Source organism: Halorussus litoreus, from assembly GCF_003382685.1.
Lineage (GTDB): Archaea > Halobacteriota > Halobacteria > Halobacteriales > Haladaptataceae > Halorussus > Halorussus litoreus.
In genome coordinates, this window is record NZ_KZ859512.1 from 28141 (window position 1) to 45105 (window position 16965).

A 16965-nucleotide genomic window follows, 5' to 3' on the forward strand; every position below is an offset into this window, starting at 1 on the left:
TGTCGTGTGGCGGGGTGGTGGGGTGCCCCCCTGGGGCGGTGCGGTGTGCTGCGCGGGACGCTCACTCCTCGACGATCTCCACGTCCGTGAACTCGAACCGGGCACCGCCCGCTTCGCTCTCGGCGATCTCGCAGTTCCAGTCGTGAGCCTCGACGAGCTGCTGGACCACCGCGAGGCCGAAGCCGATGCCGACGTTGCTGGTCGAGTAGCCGGGCTCGAACACCTGCTCGCGCTCCTCGGCCGGGATGCCCTGGCCGTCGTCCTCGACGTAGAATCCGTCGGGCAGGTCGCCGACGCGGACCGTCACGCCCGCGCCGCCGTGTTCCTCTGCATTCCGATAGAGGTTCTCCAGAAGCTGGCGCAGCCGCGAGGCGTCGGCTCGGACGTCGGCGTCGGTCTCGACCGCGAGCGTGCCGTCGAGGTCGAGGTCGTCCCACCACTCGGCCGCCGTCGCTCCGAGGTCCACGACTTCGGTGGTGTCGACCGTGCCCCCGCGACGGGTTACGACCAGCAGGGTCTCGATCATCTCCTCGATGCGGTCGAGCGCCTGCTCGACCTCCCGGAACGCTCGACCGGTGTCGTGGTCGACGCCGTCGGTTCCCATGCCGAGGTAGATCTGGGCGATCTCGAGGGGGTTGCGGAGTTCGTGAGCCAGCATGCTGGCGAACGTGTCGAGACGTTCGTTCTGGGCTTCGAGTTCGCGCTCGTGTTCGCGGCGCTCGCGCTCGCGCTCGACGCGGTCGAGTGCAGCCTCCGCGGTGGCTGCCAGTAGGTCGGCGAGCTCTTCCTCCTCGGGGCCGAACGCGGCCGGCTCCCCGGAGACCACAGCGAGGACGCCGTGGTCCCCGAGCGGAATCCACAGGCCGCTCCGGATCGGGGTGTCATCGCGGGAGGCCACTTCCGTCTCCGCAACGTCCTCGATGGAGACGGTCTCGCCGTCGGCGAACGCCTGCCACGTGAGCGCCTCGTCGCCCGCTCGGAACGCCGGCACGTCGCCGAATAGCTCCTCGATGCGGTCGGACACCGCGGCCGGACCGAGTTCCTCCGCGTCGTCGTCCCAGAGGTAGATGCCGGCCTTTGGGAGTCCGAGCACGTCGGTCAGGGTCCGGAGCACGGACTCGGCCACCGCTTCGTCGGTCTCGATGCCGAGCAGTTCGCGACTCGACTCGTGGAGCGCGGCCAGCGTCCGCTCGAACCGCTTGCGCTCGGAGATATCCCGGACCACGCCAGTGCGTGCGAACTCGCCGCTCTCGTGGTGATACGGTCCGAATCGACTTTCGACCGGGACTACGCCGCCGTTTTTGGTTTGCAGGTCGAACTCGAGGGTCGCGCTCCCGAGGTCGTCGGTCGCGTCGGCACTGAGGTCGGCCGCCCGCTCGTTGATCTCGTCGCTGTGGACCAGCGAGGCGTGCGAACCGAGCAGTTCCTCCCGGTCGTAGCCCGTCATCTCGCAGAAGGCGGTGTTGACCATCACGAATCGCTGGTCGGGCCCGAGGGCGTACACGCCGTCCTCGACCGTTTCGGTGATGGTCTCGTACAGTTCGAGTTCGCGCTCGCGTTCCCGACGCCGGATCGCCGTGTACAGGATGTGGGCGATGCTCTGGACGAACTCCACGTCGTGGTCGCCGAAGGTGCGGTGGTCGGTCGCGTGGGTTTCGAGGATGCCCCACGGATCGGTCGGCGAACCGACGATCGTGCTGATGCCGCTCACCAATCCCTTCTCGGCCTTCAGGTCGGGGTAGTCGAACCGCTCCTCGTTCGGGAAGTCGTTGACCACGATGGGTTCGTGGGACAGCAGGGTGTAGCCGGCCTGCGAGCCGTGCTCGGTGTCGAACGTGACGGAGCCGATGGCGTCGTCGTCCCAGCCGTGCCCGGCCTTCAGCAGGAGGTCGTCCTCGTCCGGTCGGAACTCCAGCACCTTCCCGTGCTCGTGGCCGAGCGTCTCGGCGACGAGGTCCGCCGCCTCGTCCATCAGCTCCTCGATCTTCCGGTCTTCGAGCGCCTGCCGCGAGAACGACGAGAGTGCGCGCTGTTGTTCGACTCGGTCGTGGAGCTCCGCTTCGCGGTGTTTCTGCTGGGTCACGTCGCGGATCACGCCGATGTACTCGACATCGTCGTCGGTCTCTCGGACGACGAACACTGCCTGTGCGGGGACCGTCTCCCCGTCGCGAGTCCGGAGGTCGACCTCGACGGTCGCGGCGCTTCGCTCGTCGGCGCGCAGGTCCTCGATGCGCCGGTCCACGAGGTCGCGGATCTCGGGGTCGTCGTCGATCACGTCCCACACCGACCGGTCGAGCAGCTCCGACCGGTCGTAGCCGGTCAGCTCGGTTAGCGCGGTGTTGACCATCGAGAACGCCATCTCGTCGTCGAGGATGTAGATGCCGTCGTCGGTGGTCTCCACGATGGTCTCGTAACGTTCGAGTTCGCGCTCGCGCTCCTTGCGGTCGCTCACGTCCTGGAAGTACACCGACAGCCCCGTCTCGGAGGGGTACGCGCGGACCTCGAACCACGTCGACAGCGGCGGGTAGAACGCTACGAACGAGACGGGCTCCTGGGTCTCCATCGCACGGCGGTACTCGTGCTCGAACGCCGTGCCCACCGCGGCAGAGAACACGTCCAAGAGGTTCTCCCCCACGAGTTCGCCCTCGTCGTATCCGAGCAGGTCCTCGGCCTCCTCGTTGACGTAGGTGAACGTCCAGTCGTCGTCGAGCGCGAAGAACGCGTCCGCGATGCGGGTGAACACCTCCGAGAGCTCGGTTTCGAGCTCCTCGCGGCGCTGTTCGAGTTCGTATTGGGTCCGCTTGAGTTCCGTGACGTCCTCGGCCGCGCTGACGACTCGCTCGACCTCGCCGTCCTCGACGACCGGGGCCGCGCTGACCGAGAGGTGGATCCGCTTGCTGGACGGCTTCTCGACCACGACCTCCTCGTTGTGGACGGGCTCGGCGGTTTCGAGCACCCGGTTCACGGGGTGCTCCTCGTGGGACAGCGGCTCCCCGTCGGCGTCGTACACCGTCCACTCGGCTGAATCGCCGTCCTCGGCGGCTGCATCGCTTTCGGCATCGAACGGGAGCTGGTCGTCGCCCACACCGACGAGTTCGGCGGCGCGTTCGTTCGCGCGGAGCAGATCCCCCTCGGCGTCCCTGACGGCGAGTGCGACCGGGCTCGTGTCGAACAGTTCCTCGACAAGCGCTTCCTCCTCGCGGAGCCGTTCGGCCGATTCGTCCCGGTCGGGAGCATCCCGGAGCAGGCCGGTGAACAGCTCTCGGCCGTCGCTCTCGTGGATGAACGCCGTGATGGAGAGGCGCGCCTCCTCGCCGTCGGCGGTCAGCCACGTGGCCTCGAAGCTCCCGTCGTCGAGCGGGGTCCCGGCGTCCCCCTCCGCGAAGCGCCGGTGCCACTGCTCGTAGCGGTCGCGGACGCGATCCGGGACGAAGTCCGCGAACTGCTCGCCCTGTAGCTCGGCGGGTGCGTAGCCAAGCAGGTCCTCGACCGCCGGGTTCGCGTAGACGACGGTGCCGTCGGCGTCGGCGGTGACGACGGCCTCCCCGGCCGACTCGACCAGCCCCTCGAAGAAGTCCTCGCCGGCGAGAGGGTCGTCTCCCGACGATTGGTCGCTGTGGCCCCTCATAGGTGTCCTTCGGTGTTCATTGCCCCGGTTAAGCCCCACGGCGTAAATAATCTCACGCTCCGTAGGGTTGTCACTGGGTGTTCCGTGGAGGACTCGAGATGATGGCTCAGGCTGACAGGCGGCGCGCTTTCGCGGAACCGGAACGCCGCGCGCCGCGCAACCGCGGATGCGTCCCGGCCGGACTCATGTCACGGGCCGGTTTCGTCCCGCCCTCGTATTTGAACCTTTGTGTGAATCTCTCGATAGTGTTTGTCCGAACGTTCTGTCGGCTAACTCTTGGGCACGCGCTGATCTGTCCCCCCTTGGACTCGTACCGGACCGAAGCCCAGCGCGGCGACCTCCCGGACGGGCTCGCACGCCTGCACGAGCGCGGGGTCGAACTCGGTGCCGTCTGCACGGGCGGGCTGTTGTTCGCCGAGGCCGGCGCGCTCGACGGTCGGCCCGCGGTCACCCACGCCGAAGCGATGGCGGACCTCCGAGAGACCTCCGCCGAGGTCGTGGACGCCCGCGTGGTCAACGATGGCGACGTGCTGACCGCAGGCGACGTGACTTCGGGGCTGACCTCGCGCTCCACCTCGTCGAGAGCTCTGCGGGGAAGCTGTCGCTGACGAGGTGGCCACGGAGATGGAGTACGAGCGCCGGGGAGAAGTGTTCCGTGCGGCGAGGACTGAATTCGGCTGACCAACCGTTCGAGCCTGACAGAACGACGATGCGAATTGGACGGCAGTCAGTTCCGGACCGACTGGAGCGCGTTGTACGCGGCGACCTGCACGCCCTTGTGCTGGTCCTCGTCGGCGAGCTCCTCCAGCTTCTCCGCCCCGGCGTTCGCGCCGACCGCGTCGAGCGTGCGACACGCCGCCGTCCTGACCTTGGGGTTGTCGTCGTCGAGGCGGTCGACGACGCCGTCGGTCACGTCGGCCACCGCGTCCGGGCGGCTCTCGGCGAGCCGCTGGAGCGTGACGGTGGCCTCCTGGCGCACCTCCCCGTCGTCGGACTCGAGCAGTCCCGCGACCGACCGCACCGACCCCGCCACCGTGTCGGGCTGGTCTCTCACCGACTGGCGGAGCCCCCGGATGGCCGACCGGCGTTCGCTCGGCGAGGAGGCGTCGAGGAACGAGGTGAGTCGCTCGACCCGCTCGGGCGTCGCCGACTGCTGGACCGCGTCGGCCAACTCGGCGGCGCTGTCGAACGACTCCTTCCCGCCGACGGCGTCTTGGCCGCCCCCGCCGCTACCTCCGTCGCCGGAGCCGCCGAACACCTTGCTCGCAGCGCTGGACGCCGCCGACACCGCTCCCGACCCCTCGTCGGCGTCGGAGCCCGACGCCGACGAGGGGTCGGATGCGCCCGCGTCGGCGTCGCCTGCGGTGCCCGCACCGCCCGCGCCACCCGCGTTCGCGCCAGCCGTCGTGGTTCCGCTCGGGGAGCCACTGCTACCGGCGCTACGGGCGCTACTCCCACTACCGCCACCGCTCTCGCCTCGGTCGCCGAACACGACCTCCGAGTCGGTGACCGAGACCGAGATCTCGTCGACCGAGTCGCGCTGGGGGTCGAACCGCTGGCCGGCCGACGGGCCGCCGTCGACGACGACGCCGACCTCGAACTGGGAGTCGGGGAGGTCGTCCCAGTCGGCGGTGTCGCCGGGGTCGAGCCGAACGTCGTCGGCGAGTCGCTTCTCGCCGTCGACCCGGCAGCCGACCCGCACCGACTTGGACGCGCTGGCGTCGTTCCGGACGACGAGTGTGGCGTTCGCCGAGTCCCCGGCCAGCCAGTCGGTCGAGACCGAGTCGGACGCTCCCGACGACCCGGACGCCCCGGACCCTGCCGAGTCGGACTGATCGCGACCGCGTCCCTGGCCCCCCGAATTCCCTTGCCGGCCAGCGTTTCGCTGTCTCTCACCGGTCTGCTGTCCGGCGGCGTTCCGCTGTCCACCGGCGTTTCGCTGGCTCCCGCCGGCCTGTTGGCCAGCCGCGGTCTGTTGGCCGCCTGCGCCCTGCTGGCCTCGCGAGGGCGCTCCCGACTGGGGCTGTCGCCGCCCCCGGCGAGCCTCGCGCATCTTCTGCTGGAGGTCGGACTTCACGCGGTTGATGCCCGCGGTGTCCCGGCCGCGGATGCGCTCGGTGTCGCCGCTCGACAGCGAGATCTCCAGTTCGGCGTAGTTGTTGTAGTCCTCGGACTGGACGTTCGAGATCTGGTCGTAGAACACCTCCTGCTGTTTCCCGCCCTTGCGCTGGGTCCGCTCTTTCATGTCGTACTTGTACTGGCGGTTGACCACGACCGAGGTGTCGCCGAACAGCAGGTGGGCCGTGCTGTACTTGCGCGCGGGCTCGATTCCCATCGGCGAACTCCCTACGGCGCTGATGAACGTGTGGGCCGACGAGACCGTCATCCCGCCGGTCTCGCGCTCGACCTGCTTGCGGCTGCTGTCACGGAAGTCCTCCAGTAGCGTCGTGTACTTCGCGTTCACCTCGTGGCGACCCCACAGCCACACTGCGGTGCCCCCGATGAGCCCCACGATCCCGAGCTGACCCGCGACCTTTGCGGGCTCCTCGCCGCCCGCCATCGCTCCCACGATGAACCCGACGACGAGCAGCGAAATAATGACGAGTTTCGGACTCCACCCGATTTTCCATCTCGTGCCGTTTATTGCCATACGAGGGAAGATAACAGTAGCTCATATATTTGTTTTGCTGGGAATTCGCAAGCAGAAATACGGCGAGCTGACACGACAGTGGAACGGCCGCGCGCGTCACTTCCGACTGCTCCTTCCGAGCTACGCGCTCGACTACTTCTCGCGGCGCGCGACCTCGTGGCGACCGAAGCCGTAGCGCAGTCGGTTCGCCAGCCGCCGGGAGAACCGGCCCGCTCCGTCGCTGGTCGCCCGCGAGCCGAACCGCTCGGAGAGCGCGGCGTAGATGAGCGGCAGGGGAACCTCCTGTTCGAGCGCCTCCTGGACGGTCCACGTGCCGGTCGACCCGCCGGCCACGTGGTCGTCCACGTCGCCCAGATCCGACCCCTCCTCGCGGAACGCCTCCTCGCAGAGTTCGAGCAGCCACGACCGGATGACCGCGCCGTTGTTCCACGTCCGCGCGACGGCTTCGAGGTCGAGGTCGTACCGGCCTTCCGCCAGCAGCTCGAACCCCTCGCCGTACGCCTGCATGAGCGCGTACTCGACGCCGTTGTGGACCATCTTGACGTAGTGGCCCGACCCCACGGGCCCCATCCGGTCGTGGCCCGCCGGCCCGGTCGCCACCGCGTCGAAGACGGGGGTCAGCTCGTCGTACGCCCACGCAGGCCCGCCGATCATCAGCGAGAAGCCGAGCTCCGCGCCGGCGGGACCCCCGGAGGTGCCGCAGTCGAGGTACGCCGCGTCGGTCGACTCCGCGCGGCGAACCGAGTCCTCGAAGTGGGAGTTGCCGCCGTCCACGACGACGTCCGAGTCGGTCAGCGAGGGTTCGAGGTCGTCGAGCGCGGCGTCGACGGCCTCCCCGGCGGGCACCATCAGCCAGATGCGCTTGTCCTCGCCCAGCTTCTCGGCGAGGTCGGTCACGGAGTCGGCGGGGGTCGCGCCCGCGTCTGCGACGGCCTCGACCGCATCCGCGTCGAGGTCGAAGGCCACGACCTCGTGACCCGCGTCCAGCGTTCGCTCCGCGACGATGCGACCCATCCGTCCGAGTCCGACGAGGCCCAGTTGCATGTGCCAAGGTGGGAGGACTCGGCAGGTAGTGGTTGCGGTTCCGCGCTCGGGGGGAAGGCTGTTTCGCGCTCTGCGTGCAAGCCAGTTCCGTGCTCTGGCAGGAATCGTGGCTCGCTGGCGGTTGCGCGGGTGGGGGGCCGCCCGGGCGCCCCCCCCCCCCCCCCCCCCCCCCCCCCCCCCCAAACCGCCTCGGACGGTCCGTGTCTACCGCGTAGCGAAGTAGTAGAGCGGCACGAAACCCGGGAGAATGAACGGATACACGATGGGACCGGCGATAGCCGACTCCGCTCTGGCTATGCCGACGATTCCTCCCAACGTGACGAGACCGTATCCGACGCACGCCGCGAGCAAGCCCTTGGTCGCTCCGAGCGACCAGCACGCGGCCGCGAGGGCGACCGTCACGAGCTGTCCCCACGCCCCGACGCGGGTCAACGCGGCCGGCTCGACGTTCATACTCGGTCCGTAGTCGCCGTCGAGTGATTACTGTGCCGAATCTACTCCGAACGACGGCATCGCGCTTCGCTGGACAGCAGGTCGGTCGTGACGCTTCTCGTCACAGTTCGAGTCGTCACTGTTCCGAAATAGTCGCGTCGGGGGCCGACTGCCGTCAGGTCGAGAGGGTACTGGCCAGCAACTCCTCGACCGTCTCCTGCACGGCGTCGGTGCCCGCGAGCGGTTTCGTGACGTACGTGTCACAGTCGAGGTTCGGGTCTGGGGACTCGCCCGAGACCATGGCGACTCGATAGTCGTGGTCTCGGTCGCGTATCTCTTCGAGGAGTTCGTCGCCCGAGCCGTCCGGGAGACGGCGGTCGAGGAGCACGGCGTCGATGTCGGGGTCGAGCGACTCCCGCGCTTGCTCGACCGAGTAGGCGGTTCGTACGTCGTACTCCGACGAGAGCGCCCGGGCGAACCCGTCCGCGAGCGGTCGGTCGTCGTCGATTACCAATACTTTCTCTTTGTCTGGCATTATGGGGTCGGAGGCCACCGCGTGCCCTGTTGGGCACTGGAACCGCACGAATATCCGTTGGGGAGTCCGTTGCGCATCGTTGCAGTCCGTTCCGGTCGTTTCGTCCGTGCGGGTAGGGAGCGAATACGATCGCGCGACCGAAACAAACTGTTTATCCACGCGCCGGTGCGAAAATCGATGCGATGGTCCGCGACCCGCTGGGCTCGGAAGACGTCTCTGATCTCGAATCCGTCCTCGCCGCGCTCGACGACCCCGACTGCAGACGCATCGTCCGCCAACTCGACGAACCCATGACTGCAAGCCAGATTTCGACTGCGTGCGACATCCCGTCCTCGACGGCGTATCGAAAGCTCGACAGGCTCACCGACGCTTCCATCCTGAACGAGCAGACCACCATCCGATCTGACGGCCACCACACCTCGGAGTACGTCCTCGCGTTCGAGGAGGTCACGGTGTTCCTCGACGACCGGCGGGAGTTCGAGGTGTCGATCAGCCGACCGACCACGTCGGCCGACCAACAGCTCGCGGGCATCTGGGCCGAAGTCCGCAAGGAGACCTGACGATGGCCCACGTTCCATCCGCCATCGTCGCTCTCAAGACGACCACGCTGATACTCGGCGGTCTCATCACCTACTTCGCGTTCAAGGCGTACCGCCGGACAGGCTCCCGGCCACTCCGTGCGCTCGCGCTCGGGTTCGGCGCGGTCACTCTCGGGTCGATGGCCGCGGGCGTGCTCGACCGACTGGTCGCTACGGGCGGCGAGTACGCCCTCGTCGTCGAGAGCGCCTTGACCGCGGTCGGGTTCGCTATCGTCCTCTACTCGCTGTACGCGGAGTGAGCCGGTCGCGACCGTCGGACCCGGTTTCCGACCGACCGATACGCCGACCTACCAGCCGGATTTGGCCCGTGATTCTTCGACCGTGGCGGACTGGCGGACGATGAGCACGTCGAAGGCGTCGGCGGCCGCGACGGTGCTCCCGACGCTGCGTATCGAGGCGACCATGCTCCCGGCGTTGTCGCTTCCGATGACGACCAGCGAAGCGCCGACCTCCTTCGCCATCTCGCGAAGCCGCCGGGCGATGGTGCCCGTCGAGGCGTACCGGTCCACGAACTCGTGGCGGAAGTCAGCGGACGGTGACACGCCGGTCATCTGCTCGTGGAGTTGGCCGACGACCCGCCCGTCGTCGTACTCCTCCTCGGGACCGAGCCAGTCGCGTTCGCGGGCATAGGTCGCGTTTCCAGTCGGAACGACGCTGAGGGCGAGTACCTGCTCGCCGAAGACGTCGCCGAGCGCGGTCGCCCGAACGAGCGCGGACTCCGAGAGCTCGGATCCGTCGAACGGAACGAGTATGGTCATAAATGAACGTTCTTTCTCCCGCCTTTAACTTCCTTTTTCTTTCCCAGAAACCAGAAAGAGGTAATATAAATCAAAAAAGAATCAACTCTCTCCAACGGATCTACGGTTGTCTCCCGGGCGCTTCTGCGGTCGTCTCGGGACTCCGTCGGGTCGTCCGACGAGTTCCCGTGGCCCGAGAACCGCGACTTTCTTATTTACTCGCCGACTGTGAACAGCCGAACGAGATGTACGACACGGTGTTGCTCCCGACGGACGGAAGCGAGTCTGCCGAGACGGTGGTCGAACACGCCCGCGATGTCGCGGTCCGGCGCGGGGCCGACGTCCACGTCCTCTACGTGGTCGACGACCGGGCGTTCCTGACGATGGACGACGACCGAGTACCGGAGGTCACCGATCAGCTCCAAGCGGAGGGCGAACGGGCGACCAGCGAGGTCGCGGCCGCGTTCGAGCGCGAGGACCTCGACGTGACGACCGAACTCCGACAGGGCGACCCCGCCGACGAGATCCTCGCGGCCGCCGCCGACCGCGACGCCGACCTCGTGGTGATGGGCTCGCACGGCGCTGACCCGACGCGAAATCTGCTCGGCAGCGTCTCTCAAGAGGTCGTCACCCGGTCGTCGGTCCCCGTGCTGACCGTAAACGTCGCGGATCAGTAGCGAACGTGGTAGATCAGTAAAGAAAATCGTCGTTCTGAAGCACTCGCCTTTTCGGCTACTCCTCGCGCCAGATAGCGGTCAGGACGGCGTCCTCGCCCTCGACCGTTTCGAAGACGTACCCTCGGTCGTCGAGCTTGGGGTAGAGATGCTGTGGCGCGCGGTCGTTCACCTGCACGAGGACCACGTCGTCGTCCAGTTCCGGAAGAGTTTCCAGCGTCTCGCTCAGGGGTTTCGGCGGCCCGAGCTCCCGCACGTCGAGCACCTCGCGGGGCCGGTCGCTCGGGGCGTCGGTGCGTGAGATCGCTCGCTCGGAGTAGTTCGTCTGCATGGTCGAATAGACGGCTTGCGGGGACACGTCGATTGCGCCGAACCAGTTCGGCTGGGAAACCGGTCTCCGCGGCCCTATTTCGAACATGTTCGGGAAGACTTATGGGGCCGTGTGGGTCGAACGTGTTCGTATGCCCACCGCGAAGCTGCACATCACGCTCCCCGAGAACGTCTGGATTCACCAGGTGTCGTCGGCCCACCCCGACGCCGAGTTCCGCGTGCTGGCTGCGTTCCCCGCCGAGGAGACGGGCGTCGGCCTGCTGGAGATCACGGCCGAGAACCTGCCGCCGGTCGTGGGCGACATCGACGACCGCGACGACATCGTGCGCCTCGACCTCCATCAGGCCTCCGAGGAGACCGCGCTGGTGGAGTTCGAGACGACCGAACCGCTCCTGTTGCTCTCGGTCAGGGAGGCCGGACTTCCGCTCGAACTCCCGTTCACCATCCGGGACGGCGAGGCCGAGGTCGAGATCACGGCCGCGCGCGACCGGCTCTCGGCGTTCACGTCCCAGCTGGAGGCGTTCGGGATGACCTTCGACGTGGAGTACGTCCGCGAACTCGTCAACTCCGAGAGCCTGCTGACCGACCGCCAGCAGGAACTGCTCGACGCCGCGGTCGAGGCGGGCTACTACGACACCCCGCGGGAGTGCTCGCTGACCGAGCTCGCCGAGCAGGCCGGCGTGGCGAAGTCGACCGCGAGCGAGACACTTCACCGCGTCGAGGAGAAGATCATCAAGGAGTACGTGTCGGGGTAGCAGCCGTCACGCAGAACGCGGTGGGGTAATTTCGCTCCGTTTCTCCCGGTTCGCCAACTCCTCGGCAACCGTCTTCGCCTCCCGAATCCGTCCTGGAATCCCGGCACGCGCGGTGTAGTTCGTCGCCAGCCGAACGCCCTCGGGCACCGAAACGCTGTCTAACGCCGCCCAGCTTCGGTCGTAGGCGGGCATCCCGCGCTCCAGCCGGTCGACCGCCAATGCGCGCGCGGCGTGGCCGGTGATCTCCTCGAACTCCTCGCACGCCACCGATTTCAGTTTCTCGTCCGACCACTCGACCGCGTCCGGATTCTTGAATCCGCCCAGATAACTGGTGTACACCCCGTCGCGGTCGAGCAGGCTCGCGTTCCACGTCACGCCGAGTGTGTCGAACCCCTCGTCGTACTGAACCTGATAGCCCGCACCGGTGCGGTCGGCCTCGGAGTGGAGGTGGACGAGCACCTGCGGGTTGTAGTTCAGTTCCCGAAGCGCGTCCGCGGATTCGGTTCCGAATCGCGGCAATCCGCCGAGCAGGTCCGCGGTTACATCTGCAGGCGTGGTCACGACGAGCCGGTCGACTACCGTATCGCCGCCGGGCGTTTCGAGGCGGAACAGCTCGCCGTCACCACCGCCGACGCGCCGGACCTCTTCCACCGGCGTGCCGAGGCGCACGCTGTCGGCGTGCGCCTCGGCGAGCGCGGCGGGGAGTCGCTGGAGTCCGGCGTCGAACGAGACGATGGGCGGCGCTTCGCGCCCGCGGAGCACCTTTCGGAGAACGGAAACGAGTACACTTCCCTCGATGCCCGCCGAGTCGAGCGCCTTCGCCAGCGAGTGCTCGACCGGCATCTCGTCGGGGTGCGAGCCGTAGATGCCGCCGTACAGCGGCCCGAAGTAGTACCGCGCGACCTCCGACCCGAACTTGCGGGTCAGAAATTCCTCGACCGTCTCGCCCTCGCGGGCGGGGTCGGTCAGGGGTTCGAGCAGTGCGCGGGCCTTCCCCCGCCACGAGAGCAGGTCCGTGGTCAGGGCTTCCCGCGGGCGCTGTGGCACCAGCCGGAGCGTGCCGTCGCGGTAGACGTACAGCGGTACGTCGTCGGCCTCTCGGAGTTCGTCGCTCAGTTCGAGCGACTCCACGAGGTCGCGGATACTGGGCGTCAGCCGGGTCCGCTGCGGGCCGAGGTCGAGGATTCGCCCCTCGACGGTCCGGCTCCGGACGACACCGCCGGGCTCGTCGGCGGCCTCGAAGACGACGCTCTCGATGCCCGACTTCCGGAGGTAGTGGTTGATCGCCAGTCCGGTCACGCCCCCGCCGACGATGCCCACGGTCATAGTCGGTGGTTCGCGTTTCACTGTGGTACGCCCATCCCCGAACACGTTCGGCTATTCGGCCGGCGACGGGTTCGGCTATTCGGCCCGTGACGAGTTCGGCTATTCGGTCAACAGGTCGAGCGCGATCTCTGGATCTACTGCGCTGTCCCGGAGCGGACCGGTCCACTGCTCGACGAGGACGCCCGCGATGGCCGCCGAGAGTTCCACGACGGCGCGGCGCTGTTCCGGCGTGATCTCTTCTCGGGCTTCCAGTTTCCCGAGCGCGGCGTCGAGTTCCCGGCGACGGACGCGCTCGGCCCGATTCCGAATCTCCGCGACGACCGATTCGGAATCCAATTTCGCGTCCGTGTCCGCGTCTGCACCGCTCTCGGAGATTTCGGGGGATTCGGTGGCCGTCTCGCCGCGGGGCTCTACGAGATCGCTCACGTCGACTGCTTGGACTGGCGGCTTCGAGTCGACTGTCCCGAACCTGTTCGGTTGATTTCGGTTCTGGCTGGGTGGTCGTGATGGTGTGCAGTGGTGTTGCGGTGGTCTGTAGTGCGGTTGCTGTGTTCCTAGGCGCAAACGCTAGTCTCTGGTTGTCCGAGAAGCTAGCTACTGCTTGAGCCTAGGAGACACCGCAACCGCTACCGCACAGCACCGCACCGCAACGCACGGGCCTCACACCTCCCCAGCCTCCTGCGCTTCTCGGGCTTCGCCCTGCGATGCTCGTCCCTCGCGCGCGTTGCTCGCACGCGCCGGGCCGAACGGTGAAATTCAGCGTACGCCGGGTGGAAGGTGGTACCAGCGCACGCCCGTCGAAAAGTCAATCGTCGGGCGGCGAACACGGCGATGTCGAACTGCGAGCGCCCGAGGAAAAAACGGGGCACCCGGAAAAATGGAGATTCGGGCCGTCCGATTCTCTTCAGGCCTCGCCGTACCCCTCCTCCCACGGCAGCGGGCCGTCGTAGCCCTCCGGAACGAACGAGCAGAGCGGGTCGCTTTCCAGCGGGTCACCAGTGGTGGCGTAGGCTCGCGACCGGCTGCCGCCGCAGACGGTCCGGTACTGACAGGCCCCGCACTTGCCGCGCAGGGCGTCGGCGTCCCGCAGCGACTCGAACAGCTCCGAGTCCCGGTAGAGGTCCACGACGCTGTCCTCGCGGACGTGACCGGCCGACTCGGGTAGGAACCCCGAGGGGAACACCTCGCCGACGTGGCTCACGAACGCGAAGCCGTCGCCTGCGGTGATGCCCATCTGTCGTTGAGGGGACTCGTCGGTATGCTGGACCGCGACCCGGCGGTAGTGGGGCGCTTCCGTGGTCTTGACGCCGAACGGCCACTCCTCGCGGCCGTCGACCAGCCACTCCATCACGCGCTCGGCGCGGTTGGGCGAGATGGCCCGGAGCGCGGCTCCCCGGCCCACGGGCACGAGGAAGAACACGCTCCACAGCACCGCGCCGAGGTCGGTCACGAGCTCCGCGATGTCGGGCAGATCGGCGATGGTCTGCTGGCAGACCGTGGTGTTGACCTGCAGCGGAATCCCCTCGTCGCGGGCGGCCTGCGCGGCCCGCATGGTGTCGGCGAAACTGCCCTGCTCGCCCCGGAAGGCGTCGTGGCGCTCGGCGGTCGCGCCGTCGACGCTGAGCGCCATCCGGCGGAGTCCGGCGTCCGCGAGGTCGGACACCGCGTCGCGAGTGAGCGAGTCGGTCCCGCTCGGAGTCATCGTCACGTTCAGCCCGAGGTCGGTGCCGTACTCCACGAGGTGGACCGCGTCGTCGCGCTTGAGCGGGTCGCCTCCGGAGAACACGACGAGCTGGCCCTCGCCGAACTCCCGGACGTCGTCGAGCAGGTCCTCGGCCTCCGCCGTCGTAAGCTCGTCCGGGTGGCGGTCGGGCTGGGCGTCGGCCCGGCAGTGTTCGCAGGTCAGCTCGCACGCCTGCGTGAGCTCCCAGATGAGCACGAGCGGTCGCTCGTCGGTGTCGACTCGCCGGGGCGGACCGGCCGAACGACGCGGTGAACTCGCCATAGTGTGGTCCTTATTCCACGACGACCGCGCCCTTCATCCCCATCGTCTCGTGGGGGACGCAGATGTACTCGTACGTGCCGGTGCTGTCGAACGTCTGCTCGAAGGTGAACCCCTCCTCGCTGGTCTGCTCGCTCTCGAACGAACCGTCCTCCGCGACCACGTTGTGCATGCTTCCCTTCCCGGTCCACTCCCAGACCACGTTCGTCCCGGAGGAGATCTTCACTGCGGCGGGCGAGAACGCGAAGTTCCCGCCGTTGCCCTGGGCTCCGACCTCGACCGTGACCTCGTCGGAGCCGGTCTCGTCGACCACGCCGTCGAAGTTGCCTACGTTTTCGAACCAGCCGCCGAAGTCGGTCGAACCGTCGCCGGAGCCGTCGTCGGATCCGTCACCGTCTCCGCCGTCGTTGCCGTCACCGTCTCCGCCGCCGCTCGAACAGCCGGCCAGCGCGACGCTCGCGCCGACCGCCATCGCCTTCAGTGCCGTACGTCGGGTGGGGTTGTACTCGGTCATCGTCGTTCTCGGCTTTGGGGGCTACATAAATGGGACTGACTCTGATTCCCACTCCATGAAAATGGCGTGCGAACCCGTTCGGTAGGCCGAACGCTCGGCTATTTTATGTCCACGCGCGTGCGGGCCGCTTCGGGTCGAACGTAGTCGACACTCCTCGCGTCGAACATAGTCGGCACAACCGATAGGCGAGCAAATCCCGGAGGTTGGAACGTGACCGCGAACGAACTCGACGCTCGGGAGATAGACGGCGAACCGTTCGACGACATCGTGGCCGCACTCGGGGATCTCGGCGACGACGACACGCTGGTGCTCGTCAACAGTTTCGAGCCCGAACCGCTGTACGATGTGCTCGACGACCGGGGGTTCGACCACGAGTCCGAGCAGGTCGCGGCCGACGAGTGGCGGGTCGAGATCACGCCGCGGTAAGCGCCTCCGCAGAAGCCGAACCTGTTCGGGAAAGCCGCCACGGCCGCGCGGTCCGACCCTCCCACATGGTCGCGACAGACTTCGACGCCGAGCGCGAGTACGACGACGAGCGATTCTCGGCCCAGTCGACCTTCCGGAGCGACCGGATGAAGGTGGTGCTGGGCTACTTCGAGCCGGGACAGTTCATCCCCGTCCACGCGCCCGACAGCGACGTAGCCATCACGGTCCGGGAGGGCTCGGGGGTCGTGCGCGACGGCGACGACGAGCACGCGGTCGGGCCGGGCGACGTGGTGGTCGTCCCGGCCGGCGAGGACCGCGGCGTGAAGGCGGGCGAGGAGCGACTGGAGGCGACGCTCGTGACCGCGCCGCCGCCGACCGACGCCGAACACGACCCCGTGCGCGAGGGACTGAAGCGCGGCGAGTTCGTCCCGCGCGCGGACGACTGAAAGGAGAGAAACGGAGAGAGCGACGACAAACGGAGCGGAGAGAAACGCCGCTCCTTCTCTAACCGAACATATTCGGGAGAGGGGCGAAGGTCGGTGGTCGACTACGTTCTCCTGTCATGCCGACCTTAGACGTCCGCGAGATTCCACCGCCGGAACGCCACCCGAAGATCCACGACACCTTCGCGGAGATGGACAGCGGCGAGGTGCTCGAGATCGTCAACGATCACGAGCCAAAGCCCCTGTTCTACGAGATGCAGGCCGAGGTCGAGGCGTTCGACGCCGACGCGTACGAGGCCGAACGCGAAGGCGACGCGAAGTTCGTGGCGCGATTTCCCAAGAAATGACCCTGGCGCGATTCCCGAACAGATGACCGGACTGCGAGGGTCCGAAGAAACGACCGGATTGCGAGGTTTCGAACGATGACGGTCGAGACCGCTACGCTGGACGACCTGACCGTGACGCCCCGCGAGGTGGCGTTCCCGGGGTCCGAGCCGAAGACGGTCCGGCTCGCGCTCGACGAGGGCGACGAGGTGCCCGCCCACCGCCACCCCGAGCGCGAGATCGTGGTGTATCTGGTGTCGGGCCGCCTCGACGTGCAGGTAGAGGGAGAGTCGAACGTGCTGGAACCGGGCGATCTCCTGCGGTTCGACGGTCGAGACGAGGTGTCGCCGAAGGCCGAAGCCGACAGCGTCGCGCTGCTGGTGCTGGCTCCTCGGTCCGACGAGGAGTGAGTCGTTTTCTATTTTTGCCGCAGTTACGGTGGCGTCTCTACTGAGTGGAGTCTGGGCAGTTGTGACGGGGAGCGGTCCACGAAGCCAGCTACTGCTTGCGCCTCGCAGAACCCGCACAGCACCGCAACAGCACAGC

19 protein-coding genes and 1 pseudogene are annotated in these 16965 nt (G+C 67.6%); 9 read left to right on the plus strand and 11 right to left on the minus strand.

Translation table 11 applies throughout. The features are described 5' to 3' along the window. Window positions 1-61: 61 nt before the first annotated feature. On the minus strand, window positions 62-3628 hold the full coding sequence (locus DPQ64_RS05910; protein WP_115863435.1) for a PAS domain S-box protein: 3567 nt from the start codon (window positions 3626-3628) through the stop codon (window positions 62-64). Window positions 3629-3948: 320 nt separating this feature from the next. On the opposite strand from DPQ64_RS05910, the pseudogene DPQ64_RS19500 reads away from it, so the two are divergent. Then, a pseudogene (locus DPQ64_RS19500) lies at window positions 3949-4309 on the plus strand (DJ-1/PfpI family protein); the annotation flags it as partial. 46 nt (window positions 4310-4355) lie between these two features. Here the strand turns inward: DPQ64_RS19500 and DPQ64_RS05920 are convergent. From DPQ64_RS05920 to DPQ64_RS05935, 4 genes are all read right to left on the minus strand, one after another. Then, window positions 4356-6278 (minus strand): HEAT repeat domain-containing protein, encoded by a 1923-nt coding sequence (locus tag DPQ64_RS05920; protein WP_115863436.1) that lies wholly within the window; start codon window positions 6276-6278, stop codon window positions 4356-4358. Between the two features lie 132 nt (window positions 6279-6410). Continuing rightward, window positions 6411-7322 carry a phosphogluconate dehydrogenase (NAD(+)-dependent, decarboxylating) gene (gene gnd, locus DPQ64_RS05925; protein WP_115863437.1) on the minus strand — a complete coding sequence of 304 codons (912 nt, stop codon included), beginning with the start codon at window positions 7320-7322 and terminating at the stop codon, window positions 6411-6413. Between the two features lie 204 nt (window positions 7323-7526). Next, window positions 7527-7775: a hypothetical protein gene (locus DPQ64_RS05930; RefSeq protein ID WP_115863438.1), complete on the minus strand. Its 249-nt coding sequence runs from the start codon at window positions 7773-7775 to the stop codon at window positions 7527-7529. 154 nt (window positions 7776-7929) lie between these two features. After that, the gene (locus tag DPQ64_RS05935) at window positions 7930-8289 is read right to left on the minus strand and encodes a response regulator (protein ID WP_157971607.1); all 360 of its coding nucleotides are present in this window, start codon (window positions 8287-8289) and stop codon (window positions 7930-7932) included. A 182-nt stretch (window positions 8290-8471) separates the two neighbouring features. Between DPQ64_RS05935 and DPQ64_RS05940 the strand changes: the two genes are divergently transcribed. Both DPQ64_RS05940 and DPQ64_RS05945 read left to right on the plus strand, forming a co-directional pair. After that, window positions 8472-8849, plus strand: coding sequence for a winged helix-turn-helix domain-containing protein (locus tag DPQ64_RS05940; RefSeq protein WP_115863440.1), 378 nt, complete (start codon window positions 8472-8474; stop codon window positions 8847-8849). A 2-nt stretch (window positions 8850-8851) separates the two neighbouring features. Next, on the plus strand, window positions 8852-9127 hold the full coding sequence (locus DPQ64_RS05945; protein ID WP_115863441.1) for a DUF7521 family protein: 276 nt from the start codon (window positions 8852-8854) through the stop codon (window positions 9125-9127). Window positions 9128-9175: 48 nt separating this feature from the next. Here the strand turns inward: DPQ64_RS05945 and DPQ64_RS05950 are convergent, their stop codons facing one another. Then, a complete protein-coding gene (locus DPQ64_RS05950) occupies window positions 9176-9646 on the minus strand; it encodes a universal stress protein (RefSeq protein WP_115863442.1) in 471 nt (156 codons plus the stop codon). Between the two features lie 167 nt (window positions 9647-9813). Here DPQ64_RS05950 and DPQ64_RS05955 point away from each other — a divergent pair, with 167 nt between their 5' ends. Further along, window positions 9814-10302: a universal stress protein gene (locus tag DPQ64_RS05955; protein WP_232820500.1), complete on the plus strand. Its 489-nt coding sequence runs from the start codon at window positions 9814-9816 to the stop codon at window positions 10300-10302. Between the two features lie 55 nt (window positions 10303-10357). On the opposite strand, the gene DPQ64_RS05960 is transcribed toward DPQ64_RS05955, so the two are convergent. Further along, complete coding sequence (locus DPQ64_RS05960; RefSeq protein ID WP_115863516.1) at window positions 10358-10630, minus strand: DUF2249 domain-containing protein; 273 nt, start codon at window positions 10628-10630, stop codon at window positions 10358-10360. Between the two features lie 130 nt (window positions 10631-10760). On the opposite strand from DPQ64_RS05960, the gene DPQ64_RS05965 reads away from it, so the two are divergent. Further along, window positions 10761-11384: a helix-turn-helix domain-containing protein gene (locus DPQ64_RS05965; RefSeq protein WP_115863444.1), complete on the plus strand. Its 624-nt coding sequence runs from the start codon at window positions 10761-10763 to the stop codon at window positions 11382-11384. Between the two features lie 6 nt (window positions 11385-11390). On the opposite strand, the gene hemG is transcribed toward DPQ64_RS05965, so the two are convergent. From hemG to DPQ64_RS05985, 4 genes are all read right to left on the minus strand, one after another. Next, entirely contained in the window at window positions 11391-12710 is a 1320-nt protein-coding gene (gene hemG / locus DPQ64_RS05970; RefSeq protein WP_115863445.1) for a protoporphyrinogen oxidase, read from the minus strand. A gap of 99 nt (window positions 12711-12809) precedes the next feature. Continuing rightward, window positions 12810-13136, minus strand: a complete 327-nt coding sequence (locus DPQ64_RS05975; RefSeq protein ID WP_157971608.1) for a hypothetical protein — start codon at window positions 13134-13136, stop codon at window positions 12810-12812. A gap of 478 nt (window positions 13137-13614) precedes the next feature. Further along, on the minus strand, window positions 13615-14715 hold the full coding sequence (locus tag DPQ64_RS05980) for a radical SAM protein (protein ID WP_115863447.1): 1101 nt from the start codon (window positions 14713-14715) through the stop codon (window positions 13615-13617). Window positions 14716-14725: 10 nt separating this feature from the next. After that, complete coding sequence (locus DPQ64_RS05985) at window positions 14726-15226, minus strand: halocyanin domain-containing protein (protein ID WP_115863448.1); 501 nt, start codon at window positions 15224-15226, stop codon at window positions 14726-14728. A gap of 210 nt (window positions 15227-15436) precedes the next feature. On the opposite strand from DPQ64_RS05985, the gene DPQ64_RS05990 reads away from it, so the two are divergent. From DPQ64_RS05990 to DPQ64_RS06005, 4 genes are all read left to right on the plus strand, one after another. Further along, a complete protein-coding gene (locus DPQ64_RS05990) occupies window positions 15437-15652 on the plus strand; it encodes a DUF2249 domain-containing protein (RefSeq protein WP_115863449.1) in 216 nt (71 codons plus the stop codon). A 65-nt stretch (window positions 15653-15717) separates the two neighbouring features. Further along, window positions 15718-16098, plus strand: coding sequence for a cupin domain-containing protein (locus DPQ64_RS05995; RefSeq protein ID WP_115863450.1), 381 nt, complete (start codon window positions 15718-15720; stop codon window positions 16096-16098). Between the two features lie 116 nt (window positions 16099-16214). Beyond that, a complete protein-coding gene (locus DPQ64_RS06000; RefSeq protein ID WP_115863451.1) occupies window positions 16215-16442 on the plus strand; it encodes a DUF2249 domain-containing protein in 228 nt (75 codons plus the stop codon). Window positions 16443-16517: 75 nt separating this feature from the next. Beyond that, the gene (locus DPQ64_RS06005) at window positions 16518-16829 is read left to right on the plus strand and encodes a cupin domain-containing protein (RefSeq protein ID WP_115863452.1); all 312 of its coding nucleotides are present in this window, start codon (window positions 16518-16520) and stop codon (window positions 16827-16829) included. Window positions 16830-16965 lie beyond the last annotated feature (136 nt).

Bases quoted from the DNA above. Each gene is read 5' to 3' on its own strand.
- DPQ64_RS05910 (WP_115863435.1), bottom strand. From the start codon at position 3,628: ATGAGGGGCCACAGCGACCAATCGTCGGGAGACGACCCTCTCGCCGGC.
- DPQ64_RS05920 (WP_115863436.1), bottom strand. From the start codon at position 6,278: ATGGCAATAAACGGCACGAGATGGAAAATCGGGTGGAGTCCGAAACTC.
- gnd (WP_115863437.1), bottom strand. From the start codon at position 7,322: ATGCAACTGGGCCTCGTCGGACTCGGACGGATGGGTCGCATCGTCGCG.
- DPQ64_RS05930 (WP_115863438.1), bottom strand. From the start codon at position 7,775: ATGAACGTCGAGCCGGCCGCGTTGACCCGCGTCGGGGCGTGGGGACAG.
- DPQ64_RS05935 (WP_157971607.1), bottom strand. From the start codon at position 8,289: ATGCCAGACAAAGAGAAAGTATTGGTAATCGACGACGACCGACCGCTC.
- DPQ64_RS05940 (WP_115863440.1), top strand. From the start codon at position 8,472: ATGGTCCGCGACCCGCTGGGCTCGGAAGACGTCTCTGATCTCGAATCC.
- DPQ64_RS05945 (WP_115863441.1), top strand. From the start codon at position 8,852: ATGGCCCACGTTCCATCCGCCATCGTCGCTCTCAAGACGACCACGCTG.
- DPQ64_RS05950 (WP_115863442.1), bottom strand. From the start codon at position 9,646: ATGACCATACTCGTTCCGTTCGACGGATCCGAGCTCTCGGAGTCCGCG.
- DPQ64_RS05960 (WP_115863516.1), bottom strand. From the start codon at position 10,630: ATGCAGACGAACTACTCCGAGCGAGCGATCTCACGCACCGACGCCCCG.
- DPQ64_RS05965 (WP_115863444.1), top strand. From the start codon at position 10,761: ATGCCCACCGCGAAGCTGCACATCACGCTCCCCGAGAACGTCTGGATT.
- hemG (WP_115863445.1), bottom strand. From the start codon at position 12,710: ATGACCGTGGGCATCGTCGGCGGGGGCGTGACCGGACTGGCGATCAAC.
- DPQ64_RS05980 (WP_115863447.1), bottom strand. From the start codon at position 14,715: ATGGCGAGTTCACCGCGTCGTTCGGCCGGTCCGCCCCGGCGAGTCGAC.
- DPQ64_RS05985 (WP_115863448.1), bottom strand. From the start codon at position 15,226: ATGACCGAGTACAACCCCACCCGACGTACGGCACTGAAGGCGATGGCG.
- DPQ64_RS05995 (WP_115863450.1), top strand. From the start codon at position 15,718: ATGGTCGCGACAGACTTCGACGCCGAGCGCGAGTACGACGACGAGCGA.
- DPQ64_RS06000 (WP_115863451.1), top strand. From the start codon at position 16,215: ATGCCGACCTTAGACGTCCGCGAGATTCCACCGCCGGAACGCCACCCG.
- DPQ64_RS06005 (WP_115863452.1), top strand. From the start codon at position 16,518: ATGACGGTCGAGACCGCTACGCTGGACGACCTGACCGTGACGCCCCGC.